This is a genomic window from Terrabacter koreensis, from assembly GCF_054783315.1.
Genome location: NZ_BAAGQU010000002.1, coordinates 387,083 through 400,575, shown reverse-complemented (window position 1 = coordinate 400,575; position 13,493 = coordinate 387,083). Strand labels below are relative to the sequence as shown.

10 protein-coding genes are annotated in these 13,493 nt (G+C 72.4%); 4 read left to right on the top strand and 6 right to left on the bottom strand.

Going from position 1 to position 13,493, the window contains the following annotated elements; all coding sequences use genetic code 11:
- Nucleotides 1-4 precede the first annotated feature (4 nt).
- Nucleotides 5-928, bottom strand: coding sequence for a proteasome assembly chaperone family protein (locus ACYVNR_RS02225; protein WP_045193064.1), 924 nt, complete (start codon nt 926-928; stop codon nt 5-7).
- A 103-nt stretch (nt 929-1,031) separates the two neighbouring features.
- Nucleotides 1,032-4,967 (bottom strand): ATP-dependent RNA helicase HrpA, encoded by a 3,936-nt coding sequence (gene hrpA, locus ACYVNR_RS02220; protein ID WP_461046266.1) that lies wholly within the window; start codon nt 4,965-4,967, stop codon nt 1,032-1,034.
- Nucleotides 4,968-5,066: 99 nt separating this feature from the next.
- Between hrpA and ACYVNR_RS02215 the strand changes: the two genes are divergently transcribed.
- The 3 genes from ACYVNR_RS02215 to ACYVNR_RS02205 all read left to right on the top strand — a co-directional run bounded on the left by ACYVNR_RS02215 (nt 5,067) and on the right by ACYVNR_RS02205 (nt 7,570).
- Nucleotides 5,067-5,687 carry a DUF4232 domain-containing protein gene (locus tag ACYVNR_RS02215; RefSeq protein WP_461046264.1) on the top strand — a complete coding sequence of 207 codons (621 nt, stop codon included), beginning with the start codon at nt 5,067-5,069 and terminating at the stop codon, nt 5,685-5,687.
- A 112-nt stretch (nt 5,688-5,799) separates the two neighbouring features.
- Nucleotides 5,800-6,600, top strand: coding sequence for a hypothetical protein (locus tag ACYVNR_RS02210; protein ID WP_461046262.1), 801 nt, complete (start codon nt 5,800-5,802; stop codon nt 6,598-6,600).
- 70 nt (nt 6,601-6,670) lie between these two features.
- Nucleotides 6,671-7,570, top strand: a complete 900-nt coding sequence (locus ACYVNR_RS02205) for a hypothetical protein (protein WP_461046261.1) — start codon at nt 6,671-6,673, stop codon at nt 7,568-7,570.
- Nucleotides 7,571-7,587: 17 nt separating this feature from the next.
- Here the strand turns inward: ACYVNR_RS02205 and ACYVNR_RS02200 are convergent, their stop codons facing one another.
- Genes ACYVNR_RS02200 through ACYVNR_RS02190 form a run of 3 tightly spaced genes read right to left on the bottom strand, consistent with a single transcriptional unit; the run spans nt 7,588 to nt 9,805 of the window.
- Nucleotides 7,588-8,892 carry a lipid II:glycine glycyltransferase FemX gene (locus ACYVNR_RS02200; RefSeq protein WP_461046260.1) on the bottom strand — a complete coding sequence of 435 codons (1,305 nt, stop codon included), beginning with the start codon at nt 8,890-8,892 and terminating at the stop codon, nt 7,588-7,590.
- Nucleotides 8,893-8,916: 24 nt separating this feature from the next.
- Nucleotides 8,917-9,450: a hypothetical protein gene (locus ACYVNR_RS02195; protein WP_458800981.1), complete on the bottom strand. Its 534-nt coding sequence runs from the start codon at nt 9,448-9,450 to the stop codon at nt 8,917-8,919.
- The gene (locus tag ACYVNR_RS02190; RefSeq protein ID WP_461046258.1) at nt 9,443-9,805 is read right to left on the bottom strand and encodes a hypothetical protein; all 363 of its coding nucleotides are present in this window, start codon (nt 9,803-9,805) and stop codon (nt 9,443-9,445) included. The genes ACYVNR_RS02195 and ACYVNR_RS02190 overlap by 8 nt, the downstream gene beginning before the upstream one ends.
- Before the next feature lie 140 nt (nt 9,806-9,945).
- On the opposite strand from ACYVNR_RS02190, the gene ACYVNR_RS02185 reads away from it, so the two are divergent.
- On the top strand, nt 9,946-11,391 hold the full coding sequence (locus ACYVNR_RS02185; RefSeq protein WP_461046257.1) for an ADP-ribosylglycohydrolase family protein: 1,446 nt from the start codon (nt 9,946-9,948) through the stop codon (nt 11,389-11,391).
- A gap of 297 nt (nt 11,392-11,688) precedes the next feature.
- Here ACYVNR_RS02185 and ACYVNR_RS02180 read toward each other — a convergent pair whose 3' ends face one another.
- Entirely contained in the window at nt 11,689-13,422 is a 1,734-nt protein-coding gene (locus tag ACYVNR_RS02180) for a 13E12 repeat family protein (RefSeq protein WP_461046255.1), read from the bottom strand.
- Between the last annotated feature and the right edge of the window lie 71 nt (nt 13,423-13,493).

Genomic DNA, 13,493 nt, shown 5'->3' with positions numbered 1-13,493 from the left:
CGGGCTACTCCTCGTCGTCGGTGACGTCCTTGAGGAAGGCCTCGAACTCGGCGCCGATCTCGTCGGCGGTCGGCAGGTCGGACAGGTCCGTCGCGAGCAGGCTGCGCTGCTGCCGGCCCTCGAGGAAGGTGTCGTACTGCTGCTCGAGGGCGCGGACCACGGCAGTGATCTCCTCGCTCTCCTCCATCTGGCGAGCGATCTCCGCGCGGTTCAGGCCCGCGGCAGCGGCGAGGTCGCGCAGGTCGAGGTCCAGGCCGGTCGCGGCGCGGACCCGCTCGAGGCCGAGCACGGCGGCGTCGGCGAACTCGCTCTGGCCCAGGTAGTGGGGCACGTGCACAGCGAACCCGATGGCGTCGCGTCCGGCCTCGCCGAGACGGAACTCGAGCAGTGACGAGAAGCTCGCGGGCACCTGAACCTGGCCGAACGCCGGGTCGTTGCCGACGACGAGCCGGGGGTTGGTGCCGTGCGCGGTCACGCCGAGCGGGCGGGTGTGGGGCACCGCCATGGGGATGCCGTGGACGCTGACGGTGAGGTCGACACCGAACGTGTCGATGAGCTGGGTCGTGGCCTCGACCATGCGGTTCCACTGGTAGTCGGGCTCGGGTCCCACGAGCATCAGGAAGGGCACGCCCTCCTTGTCGACGACGCGGTGCAGCAGCAGGCTCGGGTCGTCGTAGCTCGTCCAGTGGTCGCGGTCGAAGACCATCACGGGTCGACGGCCGCGGTAGTCGAGCAGCTGGTCGACGTCGAAGGAGGCGATGACGCGCGACTCGTGCGTCTCGAGGATGTGGTCGGCCATCAGTCGTTGGGTGTGGCCGGCGTCGATGAATCCGCCGAGGGCGACGACGAGCACGGAGGCCTGCAGCTCCTGGAGCATGCTCGGCGAGGTGTCGCTCTCGAACTGGAAGAGCTCGGTCGGGTCCTGCACGGTCTGGCCTTTCGTCGTACGCGGTCCTCACGTCCAACGTCCCGCTCCACCCCATGATTCCCCATGATTCCCCACCGCGGGGTGGCGCTTCCGGCGACAGCGGTCAGGCCTTGACCTTCGCGATGGCCTTGAGGATGCGCTGCGGGGACACGCTGTACGCCGTGCCGACGGTCTGCGCGAAGAGCGAGACCCGCAGCTCCTCGATCATCCAGCCGATGTCGACGACGTCGGCGGCACCTCGCTGGGTGGGCCGGAGCGAGTCGAGCAGGTCGGCGTAGCGGCCCTCGACCAGGTCGACCTGGTCGAGGGCCTGCGCGTCGCGCGCGAGGTTGGCCGGGGCCTTGTCGAGCCGGTGGGCGATGGCGCGCAGGTAGCGGTCGAGGTCCGGCAGGCGGCGCATGCCCGTGTCGGCGACGAAACCGGGGCGCACGAGCTCGCGCAGCTGGGCGCGCACGTCGGCCAACATCGGCCGGATGGCGGTGCTGCTCGACCGGTCGAGCTCGGCGAGCCGGTTCGTCAGCGCGAGGTGCTTGGCGAGGATCGGCTCGACGAGGCCGACGACCTGCACGACCTTGGCGGTCGTGTGGGTGCGGACGGCGGACAGCGCCCACTCGAAGTCCTCGCGGGTGCGCACGGTGTGGTCGATGCGGTCCGTCACGGCGTCGTCCCGGATCGCGTCGACGGCGGCGGCGAGGCAGTCGTCGAGCAGGGCGGGCACGCTGCCGTGCGGGTTGTGCCCGAGCGCGAGCTTCTGGGCGTTGGTCAGCCGGGCGAGGATCTGCTTCCACGGCGGCGTGATGCCGAGGAGCAGCAGGCGGCGGACGCCGAGGCGGTGCTCCGCGTCGGCCTCGGCCCGGGTGGGCAGCACCCGCAGGTCGACCGCCGTGCCGACGTCGACGAGCGCGGGGAAGCCCTGGATGCCGCTCGTGCTCTCGAAGGTCGGTGCGACCCCCTCGTCGGGGAACTCGGTGAGCCCGGCGCGCTCGATGCCCGACCCGGCCCGGCTCACCTGCCGGCGCAGCTGCGGCGTCGCGACCTCACGGACCGACTCGAGGTCCTTGCCGGTGGCGACCGGCTTTCCGTCGGGACCGTCGACCTGGAAGGTCACGCGAAGGTGCGCGGGGACGCGTTCGAACTCGAAGTCGGCGGCGCTCACGGCGACCCCGGCCCGGCGGCGCAGCACGGTCGCGAGCGTCGGGAGCAGGGGGCCGGTCGTGGGGTCGAGCTCGGGCAGCACGGCCCGCGCGTGGTCGGGCGCAGGCACGAGGTTGCGGCGGATCCCCTTGGGGAGACTGCGGATCAGCGCCGTGACGAGCTCCTCGCGGAAGCCAGGCACCTGCCAGTCGAAGCCGTCGGCGGTGACCTGGTTGAGGCGGTCGACGGGGATGTGGACCGTGACGCCGTCCTGCTCCGAGCCGGGCTCGAACTGGTACGTGACCGGCAGGACGTTCTCGCCCTGCGTCCACGTGGTCGGGTGGTCGTCGTCGGCGAGGCTGCCGGCCGTCTCGCGGAGCAGCAGCTCCTCGGTGAAGGTCAGCAGGTCGGGCGTCTGGCGCCGGGCCTTCTTCCACCACGTGTCGAAGTGCCGGCCCGACACGACCTCGGCCGGGATCCGCTTGTCGTAGAAGGCGACCAGGGTGCTGTCGTCGACGACGATGTCGCGTCGACGGGTGCGCGCCTCGAGCTCGCCGAGGCGTTCGACGAGCGCGGCGTTGTCGCGCAGGAAGGCGTGCTCGGTGTGCCAGTCGCCCTCGACGAGGGCGTGTCGGACGAAGAGGTCGCGAGCGAGCTCGGGGTCGATGCGGCCGAGCCCGACGAGGCGACCCACCACCAGCGGCACGCCGTAGAGCGTGACGCGCTCGGTGGCCACGGCGGAACCACGACGTCCGGACCAGCGAGGCTCGGAGTACTGCCGCTTCACGAGGTGCTCGCCGAGCTGCTCGGCCCACGCCGGGTCGATGCGCGCGTTCATCCGGGCCCAGAGGCGTGTCGTCTCGACGAGCTCCTCGGCCATGACGAACTGCGGCTGCTTGCGGAAGAGTGCCGACCCTGGACTGATGCCGAAACGCGCACCCCGCGCGCCGGCATACTCACGCTTCTGCTCGTCACGGACGCCGACGTGCGAGAGCAGACCGGAGAGCAGCGACTGGTGCACGGCGTCGGCGTCGACCTCGCCGTGCACGCTGCCGCGCGTGACGTCGAGGCCGGCCTGCTTGGCGGCCTGCTTCACCTGGCTGTGCAGGTCCTGCCACTCGCGCACCCGGAGGTAGTGCAGGAACTCGGCCTTGCAGAGACGGCGGAAAGCGCTGGAGCTCAGGGCCTTCTGCTGTTCCTTGAGGTAGGCCCACAAGTTGAGCCAGCCGATGAAGTCGCTCGTCTCGTCGGCGAACCTCTTGTGCGAGGCGTTGGCGAGCTCCTGCTTCTCCTGGGGCCGCTCGCGGGGGTCCTGGATCGAGAGTGCCGCGACGATGACGAGGACCTCACGCAGCACGCCGCGCTTGTCGGCCTCGAGCACCATGCGCGCGTGGCGCGGGTCGATCGGCAGCGTCGCGATGGTGCGGCCGTATGCCGTCAGGCGGCGTCCCGGACGCCGGCGACCTCGACCTGTCGGCCCGGTCTCGTCCTCCGGCTCGAACGCCTGGAGCTCCTCGAGCAGCCTGATGCCGTCGACGATCTGGCGCGAGTCGGGTGGGTCGACGAACGGGAAGCGCGCGATGTCGCCGAGGCCGAGGCTCGTCATCTGGAGGATGACCGAGGCGAGATTGGTGCGGAGGATCTCGGGGTCGGTGAACTCGGGGCGGCTGTCGTAGTCGTCCTCGGAGTAGAGCCGGATCGCGATGCCGTCGGCGACACGCCCGCAGCGGCCGCTGCGCTGGTTCGCCGAGGCCTGGCTGATCGGCTCGATCGGCAGCCGCTGCACCTTGGTGCGCTGGCTGTAGCGGCTGATGCGCGCCGTGCCGGTGTCGATGACGTAGCGGATGCCCGGGACGGTGAGGGACGTCTCGGCGACGTTGGTGGCCAGGACGATCCGTCGTCCGGTGTGCGGCGAGAAGACCCGGTGCTGCTCGGCGGCGGAGAGGCGGCCGTAGAGCGGCACGACCTCCGTCACGGGCAGCTTCATGCCGTTGAGCGCGTCTGCGGCGTCGCGGATCTCACGCTCGCCGGAGAAGAAGACGAGGATGTCGCTGCCCGAGCCGGTGTGGCGCTCGGTCCACAATTCCTCGACGGCCTCGCACACGCCCGTGACCATGTCGCGCTCGTCGTCGCCGGGACGGTCGGGGTCGACGAGCGGTCGGTAGCGGATCTCGACCGGGAACGTGCGACCGGAGACCTCGATAATCGGGGCGGGCTCCCCCGTCGTCGGGTCGGCGAAGTGCTCCGCGAACTTCTCGGGGTCGATCGTCGCGGACGTGATGACGACCTTGAGGTCGGGTCTGCGCGGCAGCAGCTGCTTGAGGTAGCCGAGGATGAAGTCGATGTTGAGGCTGCGCTCGTGGGCCTCGTCGATGATGATCGTGTCGTAGCGCCGGAGCTCGCGATCACGCTGCATCTCGGCGAGCAGGATGCCGTCGGTCATCACCTTGACGAGGGTGTCGCGGGTGGCGTGGTCGGTGAAGCGCACCTGGTAGCCGACGGCCTGCCCCAGCTCGACGTCGAGCTCCTCGGCGAGCCGCTCGGCCACCGCGCGGGCTGCGATGCGGCGGGGCTGGGTGTGCCCGATCTGCCCGTCGAGGCCGCGCCCGAGCTCCAGGCAGATCTTCGGGATCTGGGTCGTCTTGCCCGAACCCGTCTCTCCGGCGATGACGACGACCTGGTGGTCGCGGATGGCCTCGGCGATGTCCTCGCGCCGGTCGACGACGGGCAGGTGCTCCGGATACGTGATCGGCGGGACGGTCGCCGCGCGTGCCGCGCGACGTGCTTCTCGCTGCTCGGGTGTCGGTCCGCCCTGCGTGGGTCGCCGGCGGGAACCCTGCCCGGGGCGACCCCGGCGCCGGGGTGGCCGCGAGCGCGCTGGGGCGTTCGCAGGCTCTTCGGGCATGACGGACAGGATAGGCGGGCCGGGTCGGTGCCTCCGAACGGATATCCGTGCACGTGCTCGGCGCGCGGGTGGCGGCATCGCTCGCCTAGCGTTGCGGTCGTGCGATCCACCGTGACCCTTCCGTTCGGCACCGTCGTGGTCTCGGCCTGCCTGCTCGCGGGCTGCGCATCGCCACCCCCACCCGAGCTGCCGGAGCCGACCTCGACAGCCATGACGGTGCTGCCGACGGAGCCGTCGATCGCCGTGCCCGGCACGGGCACGCCGACGCCGGGCGACCCTGCCGAGCCGCTGTTTCCCGACGGGCCCTGCTCGCCCGGTCAGCTCGACCTCGTGGCTGGTCCGGTGGAGCCGGCTCTGGGCTACCGACAGATGAGGGTCAGGGTGACGAACCACAGCCGTGTGCCGTGCGTGCTGGCGGGCTACGCGACGGTCGCGGCCCGCGGTACGGCCGGGACGGCGTTCACCAACCCGCGCGGCCGCCTCACCGGCGACGGCGGCGAGCCCCAGACGGTCCCGCTGGAGCCGGGCGGCAGCGCGCACGTCGACCTCGGGTGGCGCGGCGACCTGGCCGCCGCCGGCGTCGAGCGCGCGGGAGTCCTGTGGCTCGTCGTCACGGACGGCTCCACGCCCGCCGTCGTGCAGCTCGACCCCACCTCCCCGGTCGACATCGTGGACGGCACCGAGGTGCGGGTGGGCGGGTGGAGGCCGGGGGCCGACTGAGCCGCAAGCGTCTCCGCCACGTCGGGAACTCGCCGAGCAACCTGGCGGTCTGATGTGCGACGAACGACGTGGCACAGGACCTACCGTGGTCCCGACCCGAAACGAGGCAGTGTTGTCCGACTCAGACCCCCACCGCCCGGAGCTCCCGGACCCGCAGCACGACCGCCATGTCGCCTTCCCCGACGACGACGGCATCGGTCGGGACGGCTCCGCAGCGGGTGCTGCCGCGGGGGCGGGGACGTCGCTCCCCCCGGAGGCCTGGGCTCCGCGGCCCGCCGAGCCGGCGCCCTCGGTGTCGTCGTGGCAGCCGAACGTGCCGCCCGGCTCGGTCCTGACGACACCGCCGAACCGTGCGTATGCGTCGGGCTCCCGCAGCGGCAACGGCTCGCGCGGGGCCAAGGTGCTGGCGGCGCTGGTGCTCGTACCGGTCATGCTCGGTTTCTTCTCCGGCGGCTTCCACGACGACGTCGGCTACACCGGCGACGGGGGCACCGGCGTCGAGATGCCGATGGGTGGCGACATGCCGATGGGCGGCGCCGGTCCCGACCCGGTGTTCGTCCGCAGCGAACCCGTCGTCGACGCCGCCTCGATCGACGCCACTCTCCTGGAGGGCCAGCCGACCGTGCTCGACGTCCCCGCGGACTCGACCGTCCTCCGCGTCGAGGTCGTCGGTGCGCAAGGCTCCTACATCGACGTCGAGTCCTTCGCTGCCGGACAGTCCGTGGGGAGCAGCACGAGTCAGGCGCCGTACGCCGAGGAGCTCTTCCTCGACGAGCGCCCCGCCACGCTCACCGTGACCGCCCGGACCTCCACCCCGGACCCCGGCCCGCTCCAGTGCCGCATCTACGCCGACGACATCCTCGTCGCCGTCGACACCGGGACCTCGGACGTGACCTGCTCACCGCGGATGTGAAGCAGCAGGACGCGACCGGCACACCAGATCGCTGCGCACTCACGAGCAACCACATGACACAGGGGAACCCATGACAGACCAGCCCTCGACGCCGCCGGCCTCCCCGGCCTCCCCGGCCTCCCCTGCCGACCTGCCCGACCCGGGCGACGACGGCAGCGATCCCGCGGGGCCGCCGGCATACGACAGCTCCTTCGGGCGCGAGGCACCGGTCGAGCCCAGCTGGGTGCCGCAGCGTTCGGGCGCGCAGCCCACGGGTCACGCGCCCGTGCGGTCCGGGCCGCCTGAGGTCCCCGCATCCCGGACCCTGGACCTGCGTGGCGGTCAGGCTGCCCGCCTCCTCGGCGGCCGCCTCCAGGCGTGGCACGTCGTCGCGATCGTGGCGGGACTGCTCATCCCGGCCGGCGTCTGGGCCGTCGCGAGCCTGACGGACGACCCCCTGGAGCGGGCCACGACCGGCGCCACGCGCGTCCGGCCCACCCTGGCTCGCCCGGCCGTTCCGTCGCGCTCCATCGCAGTTCCCCAGCTGCCCGGAGTCACGTCGCCGGCCGCGCCACGCCCACCCTCCGGCGCGCAGGCGCCCACGCGCTCACCTCGGACAGCCCCGCCGCCGATCGTGAAGGTGCCCGACATCCCGGTGACCCCGGTGCCGACCGATGCCCGGACGATCCGCTTCGAGTCGTATGCCGCCGGCGGCGCCCGCGTCGAGGTGTCGCTCTCGGACGCCCGCCACACGCGCTACGACTACCCGGTCCGCACCGCGCCGGTCGCGTTCGAGACACCGATCGGCAAGAACGTGTCGAGCAACGACTACTACAGCCTTCGCGTACGCCTCTACGACCCCACGGGTTCCGGTGACCGCGGGGCGGTGTCGTGCCGCATCCTGGTGGACGGCATCGTGGTCACGTCTCAGCAGGGTCGCGGCTACGCGAACTGCTACATCAGCCCGTACTACGACATCCAGCGCCGCTGAGCCGCGGCCGCCGGCCGTCAGACGTCGGCGGCGTCGGCGTCGGTGCTGGCGCGAGCAGCCTTGCGGCGCTTGTTGATCGCGATCCGAGCGGCCATCGCCCGCGCGAAGGCGAAGTGCCAGAAACGACTGATGACGAGCTCGCGCTCCCCCACCATCTCGACGACGTCGGCGCCGGCGCCGAGCTTGAAGAGCAGCAGCCCGGTGAGCGGGCTCGTCGCACCGAGAGAGGTGTTGAAACCGCGGAAGTCGTAGGCGTCGCAGCCCGCGGCGGAGGCGTCGCGCATCGCCTGCCACTGCAGGGCGTTGGAGGCGCGGGCGTCGCGGTTGCGCTCGGTCGACCCACCGTAGAGGTAGGAGAACGTGCGGCCGAAACGGATCATCAGGGCGGAGGCGAGCACGTCGCCGTCGACGTGCGCCTCGTAGAACCGGGCCGACACGCGCGGCTCGGTTTCACTGGCGGCGGCGCCCTCGGAGTCGAAGGCGCGGACCATCGCGTCGAAGTACGCCTTGGGGCGCGGCAGGAAGTTGTCACGCTGCGCCGACTCGACGTAGAGGTCGTGGAAGGTGTCGAGGCCCTCGGGGCCGACAGCCCGCACCTGCACGCCGGCCTTCTCGGCCTTCTTGACGTTGCGGCGCCACTGCTGGTTCATGCCCTTGAGCAGCTCGGCCTCGGTGCGCCCGCGCAGGTCGACGATGCAGAGCAGTCGCGGCTGGCCCACAGCCACGCCGTCGGCGCCGAGCGGCAGCCAGCCGTTTCGGTCGAGCCACGCCTCGAGGGTGCGTGCGGTCGGGTTGTCGACTGCCGTGGGCAGGGTCGTGAAGCTCAGGAGACCGTTCTCGACGACCTGCTTCTTCACCGGCTCGCGGTCCCAGATGCGCGAGACGACCGGATAGCCGAGGCGCAGGGCGAACGCCTTGCGGCTCTTGGCCCAGGCGACGAGGGGGTCGAGCCACCGGGCGGGCTCTGCGGCGACGAGCTCCCAGGGCAGGCCGGGCCCCTCGGGAAGGTACGCGTAGGAGCGCGACAGCCGCGGGATGGTGCGCGAGAGCACGAGACCGGCCCCCACCCGGGCGCCGCTGGCGTCGAACCACCCGAGGTGCGTGCGGCGCCAGCCCTGCTTGGCCCGCCCCCACGCGGGGGTCTGCAGGAAGCTGCCGCCGAGCTCGAGGAGCGTGTCGACGGCCTCGTCGGCGCTGATCTCACGGACCGTCAGCGGGCCGGCCACGGGCGCTGACACGGACGTGCTGTCCGGGTTCGGCGAGGTGGGCGGCGCGGGGGTCGGCGCGGTGGTCGGCGCAGGGGCAGGGGTCTGCTCGCTCATGGCCGCAACCCTATCGGCGCGGCGTCAGTCCGCTGACCGCGCGGGGTTCGTGCCGGTCGGGTCGCCGTGCTCGTCCGGGCCGGCCACGGCCGCGGGGTCGAAGTCCTCGGTGGCGCGGGCGGTGCGGCGGATCCACCAGAGGCCGAGGACCGGCAGCAGCAGGGGCACGTAGCCGTAACCCTGCCCGAAGTGCGACCAGACGGTCTTCTCCGGGAAGGCCTCCGGCCGGACCTGCGACCACGTGCCGACGACGAGCACACCGGCCAGCTCGATGACGAGGGCGATCGTGGCCAGCCGCACCGACGCACGGTCGCCTCGGGCCAGCCCGAACGTCGCGACGAGGTAGATGAGCGCGGCCAGCGCCGACAGGAGGAACGGCACCGGAGCGCGGTCGAAGTACTCCGTGATCTGGAGGATCGAGCGACCGGTGGCCGCCAGGGCAAGCAGGCCGTAGACGGCGACGAGCAGGCGCCCGAAGCCGTGGCCGGTGTGGGGTCGCTCGGCGGGTCCCGTCTCGCTGGTCGCACCGGTCTCGGCGTTCACGTTCGGCTCAGACATTGAGGCTCCAGACCTGCTGCAGACGGGCCACGAGGATCGCCACCACGAAGGCACCGCCCAGGACGACCCCCATCGCCCACTGGGTCTTCTCCTTGATGGCGATGAGCATCACAGCCGGCGTCACCACCAGCACGGTGAAGAGGTAGGCGATGAAGGTGGCGCGTTCGGCACCGTCCCCGATGGCCGACGCCTTGCCGAGCCCGACGACGAGCTGGACGAGCAGGGCCAGCTCGAGTGCGGCGCCGACGAGCACGATCGGGTCGTCGACGAGACGGCCGCGAAGGAGGTGATGGGCGGCCAGCAGGCCGAGCACGGCGCACGCGACGAGCAGCACGACGGTCAGGGGTTGGAGCACGCGAGAAGCCTACGGCGTACGCGGGCTCTGTCCGACGCGCGGTCCCGGGAGCGAGCCCGAAGGTCATGGCCCGGTATTTTGCTCTCGACGAGCCACCTGCCGCCCCTGCCTGCCACGCGGCCCGACCTCGAGGAGCGACCGTGTCGATCCGGCCCCTCGCCATGGACCGCGCAGCCGGCGTGCTGCTCGGCGAGGCCTGCGGCGACGCGTTGGGGGTGCCGTACGAGATGGCGGCCCCGCCCGTCGGCGAGGCCGTCATGAAGGGCGGCGGTCTCGGGCCCTACGACCCGGGCGAGTGGAGCGACGACACCCAGATGACGCTGTGCGTCGCTCGCGTGGCAGCCGAGGGGCACGACCTCACGTCGGCGAAGGCGCTCGATGCGATCTCCGACGCGTTCACCGCCTGGCTGGACGGCGGAGCCACTGACGTCGGCGTGCAGACGCAAGCGGTGCTGACCGACGCCAAGTCGCTGCGAGGTTCACCCCACGAGCGGCTCACTGCCGCCAGCGAGGCGCTGCACGCACGCACGGGCCTCACTGCCGGCAACGGCGCCCTGATGCGCACCCCGATCGTCGGGCTCTCGGCGCTCGGGGACCGGCAGGCCACGGCCCGCGCGGCGCGCGCCATCGCGCAGCTCACCCATGCCGACCCGCTCGCCGGTGACTCGGCCGTGCTGTGGTCGGAAGCCATCCGCGTCGCTGTCACCGAGGGGCGGCTCGACCTCACCGCCGGCGTCGACCTCGTCAGCGCCGCCAACGTCGGCAAGTGGGGCGACTGGATCGAGGCGGCCACCGGAGCCGAGCCCGGACAGTTCGGCAACAACGGCTTCACGGTCACGGCCCTCCAGGACGCGTGGGCAGCCATCACGACGACCGACCGCGGCGACGGCTCGGCCATGCACCTGCAGCGCGGGCTGCAGGCCGCGGTGCGCGCCGGACACGACACCGACACGGTCGCCGCCATCGCCGGATCGCTGCTCGGCGCGCGGTACGGCGCGTCGGCGGTGCCCACGCAGTGGCGTCGCATGGTCCACGGCTGGCCCGGCCTGCGCGCCCACGACCTCGTGGAGCTGGCGGTGTCGGTGTCCGTGGGTGGCCGCCGACCCGGCATCTGGCCGTCGGTCGAGACCATGGCAGACGCCGACATCCCCGCGCAGGGCATCCCCCACCCGATCGACCCGGACATCGTGCTGGGAACCATCACCGACCTCGGCCGCGTGCGCGAGCTCGGGGTGCAGGCCATCGTGTCGCTGTGTCCGCTCGGGCTGGACGACATCCCGGCCGAGGGCATGACCGCCCGCGACCACATCGAGTTCTGGATCAACGACGGCGAGCACGAGGACTCGAACCCGCACCTCGACTTCGTGCTCGACGACGCGTCCTCGGCGCTGCGCCAGTTCCGGGCCGAGGGCAAGCGCGTGCTCGTGCACTGCCGGCTCGGCACCAAGCGCACCCCCGCGGTCGCCCTGCGGTATGCCGTCGACCTCGGCGTCGCGCCCGAGCTGGCCGAACGCTCCATCCGCGACGCGCTGCCGGGACTCCGCGGTGAGGGACGGCTCTGGCACGTCGCCGCCCACGGCGCCTAGGTTGCCAGCGTCTCGGCGTCGACCTCGACAACGCGACGCGGGAGCTGCTTGGTCGCGAGCGTCGTTCTCCCGAGGACGATGACGCGATGCTGGCCCGCGCCTACGCGTCTCTGCGCCACTGGAGCCTCGTGCCCGATGTACCGGGTGCCAACCTCGGTCGCAGCCACTGGCTCCTGTCGCGCGTGCATGCAGTGCTGTGCCTGACCGACGAGGCCGCGCTACCCCAACAGTGAGGCCGGTCAGCGCGCTCTCGTGCAGGTCCAGGCCCGAGACCAGCGAGGTGCAGGTCGGACAGCCTCAGAACGGCGGGACGTCGTCGAGCCCGAACGGTGGCGGGGGTTCATCTGACGGATCGTGCACTGCCGGAGCCGAATCGGGTGGATCCGTGCCCTGTGGCGGACCAATGCCGTCCCGCCAGTTCTTGGGGTAGGTGGTGTAGCGGGCCCCGGCGAGGGTGGTCCACTGCAAGCCGCCGTCAGGGGTCGGGGTGCTGGTCCAGACCTGGTGGGTCTTGAGGTTGTGGTGCCGACGTTCCTTGGCATAGACGTTGCCCACCGACGTCTCACCGGCCGGCCACGGCGTCTCGTGGTCGAGGTCGCAGCGGGCGGCGGGGACGTGGCAGTCAGGTCCACGGCAGGTGCCGTCGACCGCCCGGACGTGCTCGACCATCGCGTCAGTGGGCCGGTAGGCCCTCGTGGGGCGGGAGATCGCGCGGCCGTCGCGAACATTCACCGGGAGGGTCTGCCACACCGAGCCGGGGCGGGTCATGAGCTCGCGGGCGTGGGCGGCGGTGACCCAGCCGTGCCCGGGCAGCTCGCACCCGGCGTCGCTCTGGCCGGTGGCGACCTCGAAGGGCACGACGAGCCAGACCCGCGCCGCCGCGTCACCCGTGAACGGCACCGGCACACCGTCCGCACCCGCGGCGGCGGGCTCGCCGGTCGCCGTGGCCCGAGCGCCGCCGACCACGCCGGCGTCGCACGGGGTGAGGGCGTTGCGCAGCAGGGCGTGGGTGGCCAGGTCGCAGCGCAGCTGGTCCAGCGTGCGCGGATCGCCAGTGCCGCGCAGGCTCCGCGCGGTCGTGTCGAGCCGGTCCAGGATCGCCGCGACCGTGCCCGCGTCAGCCGTGATCGTCAGGCAGCCCATGCCGTCCTCGACCATCCGCCCGAACACCCCCCGCCGCGCCCTGGCCTGGTCGCGCCGCTCGGCCGTGCCGCGGGTGTCGACCGAGGCGACCGCGCGCCGCAACCGGGCCGTGAACGTCCGCTGCCCCACCGGGCGCCCGTCCCGCGACGGGGCGAGCACCGCCTCCTGCACCGCCGCGACGTCCGCATCCGGCAGCTGGACCGTCTCGGACGCGACCTGCACCGCCCGGTAGAGCGACGTGCCGCCCTCTCGCAGCGCGGCCAGCAGACGCCGGTGTCGCCGTGGGGCTGTCGCGAGCGTCAACCGGCGCCCGACCTCTCCGGCCCCGACGCCGGTCGCGAGCGCGATCTCCTCCGCGACGACCCGCACCGGCGAGACCAGCGCCGCGGCCCGCCGTGAGGACCCCGCCGGCAAGGCTTGGATCTGCTGTTCGGCGATGGTGTGCAAGGCCCCGTACGCAGCCATCAGGTCGGCCTCCACGCGCGCCTTCGCGGCCTCGAGCTCCTCGACCCGCGCCATCACCCGCTCACTCGCCCGCAGCAGCGTCTCGGTCACCTTGACCGACCGGGCCCGCTCATCACGCGCCGCTCCGCCCGCTCCTTCGGGCCGATCGATCGACCTCTCCGCCACACCCGCGTCGAGTGCACAGCGAACCGCGAGGCCGGCCACGTCGCGGGCAGCAGACCGGGAGGCGCGATGCGCCTCCCCGTGGCTGCTCGAGCTCTCGTACTCGACCTCCCCGGCGAAGGCGGCCGACAGGACCGAGACGACCGGCTGCAGCGAACCGCCCACTCGCCTGGAGTCAGGCACCCAGGTCACGTCGAGCACCCGGGGTGAACCGCCACCGAGCAGGCCGGCGGAGGCTCGCGACGACGCGATGTACGGCATACGGCCACCTCCCCTGTCTGCTCGTTGCCCTACCTCCAGTAGAACAAATGTTCGATAACATGGCAAGGGGT

Bases quoted from the DNA above. Each gene is read 5' to 3' on its own strand.
- ACYVNR_RS02205 (WP_461046261.1), top strand. From the start codon at position 6,671: ATGACAGACCAGCCCTCGACGCCGCCGGCCTCCCCGGCCTCCCCGGCC.
- ACYVNR_RS02195 (WP_458800981.1), bottom strand. From the start codon at position 9,450: ATGTCTGAGCCGAACGTGAACGCCGAGACCGGTGCGACCAGCGAGACG.
- hrpA (WP_461046266.1), bottom strand. From the start codon at position 4,967: ATGCCCGAAGAGCCTGCGAACGCCCCAGCGCGCTCGCGGCCACCCCGG.
- ACYVNR_RS02200 (WP_461046260.1), bottom strand. From the start codon at position 8,892: ATGAGCGAGCAGACCCCTGCCCCTGCGCCGACCACCGCGCCGACCCCC.
- ACYVNR_RS02180 (WP_461046255.1), bottom strand. From the start codon at position 13,422: ATGCCGTACATCGCGTCGTCGCGAGCCTCCGCCGGCCTGCTCGGTGGC.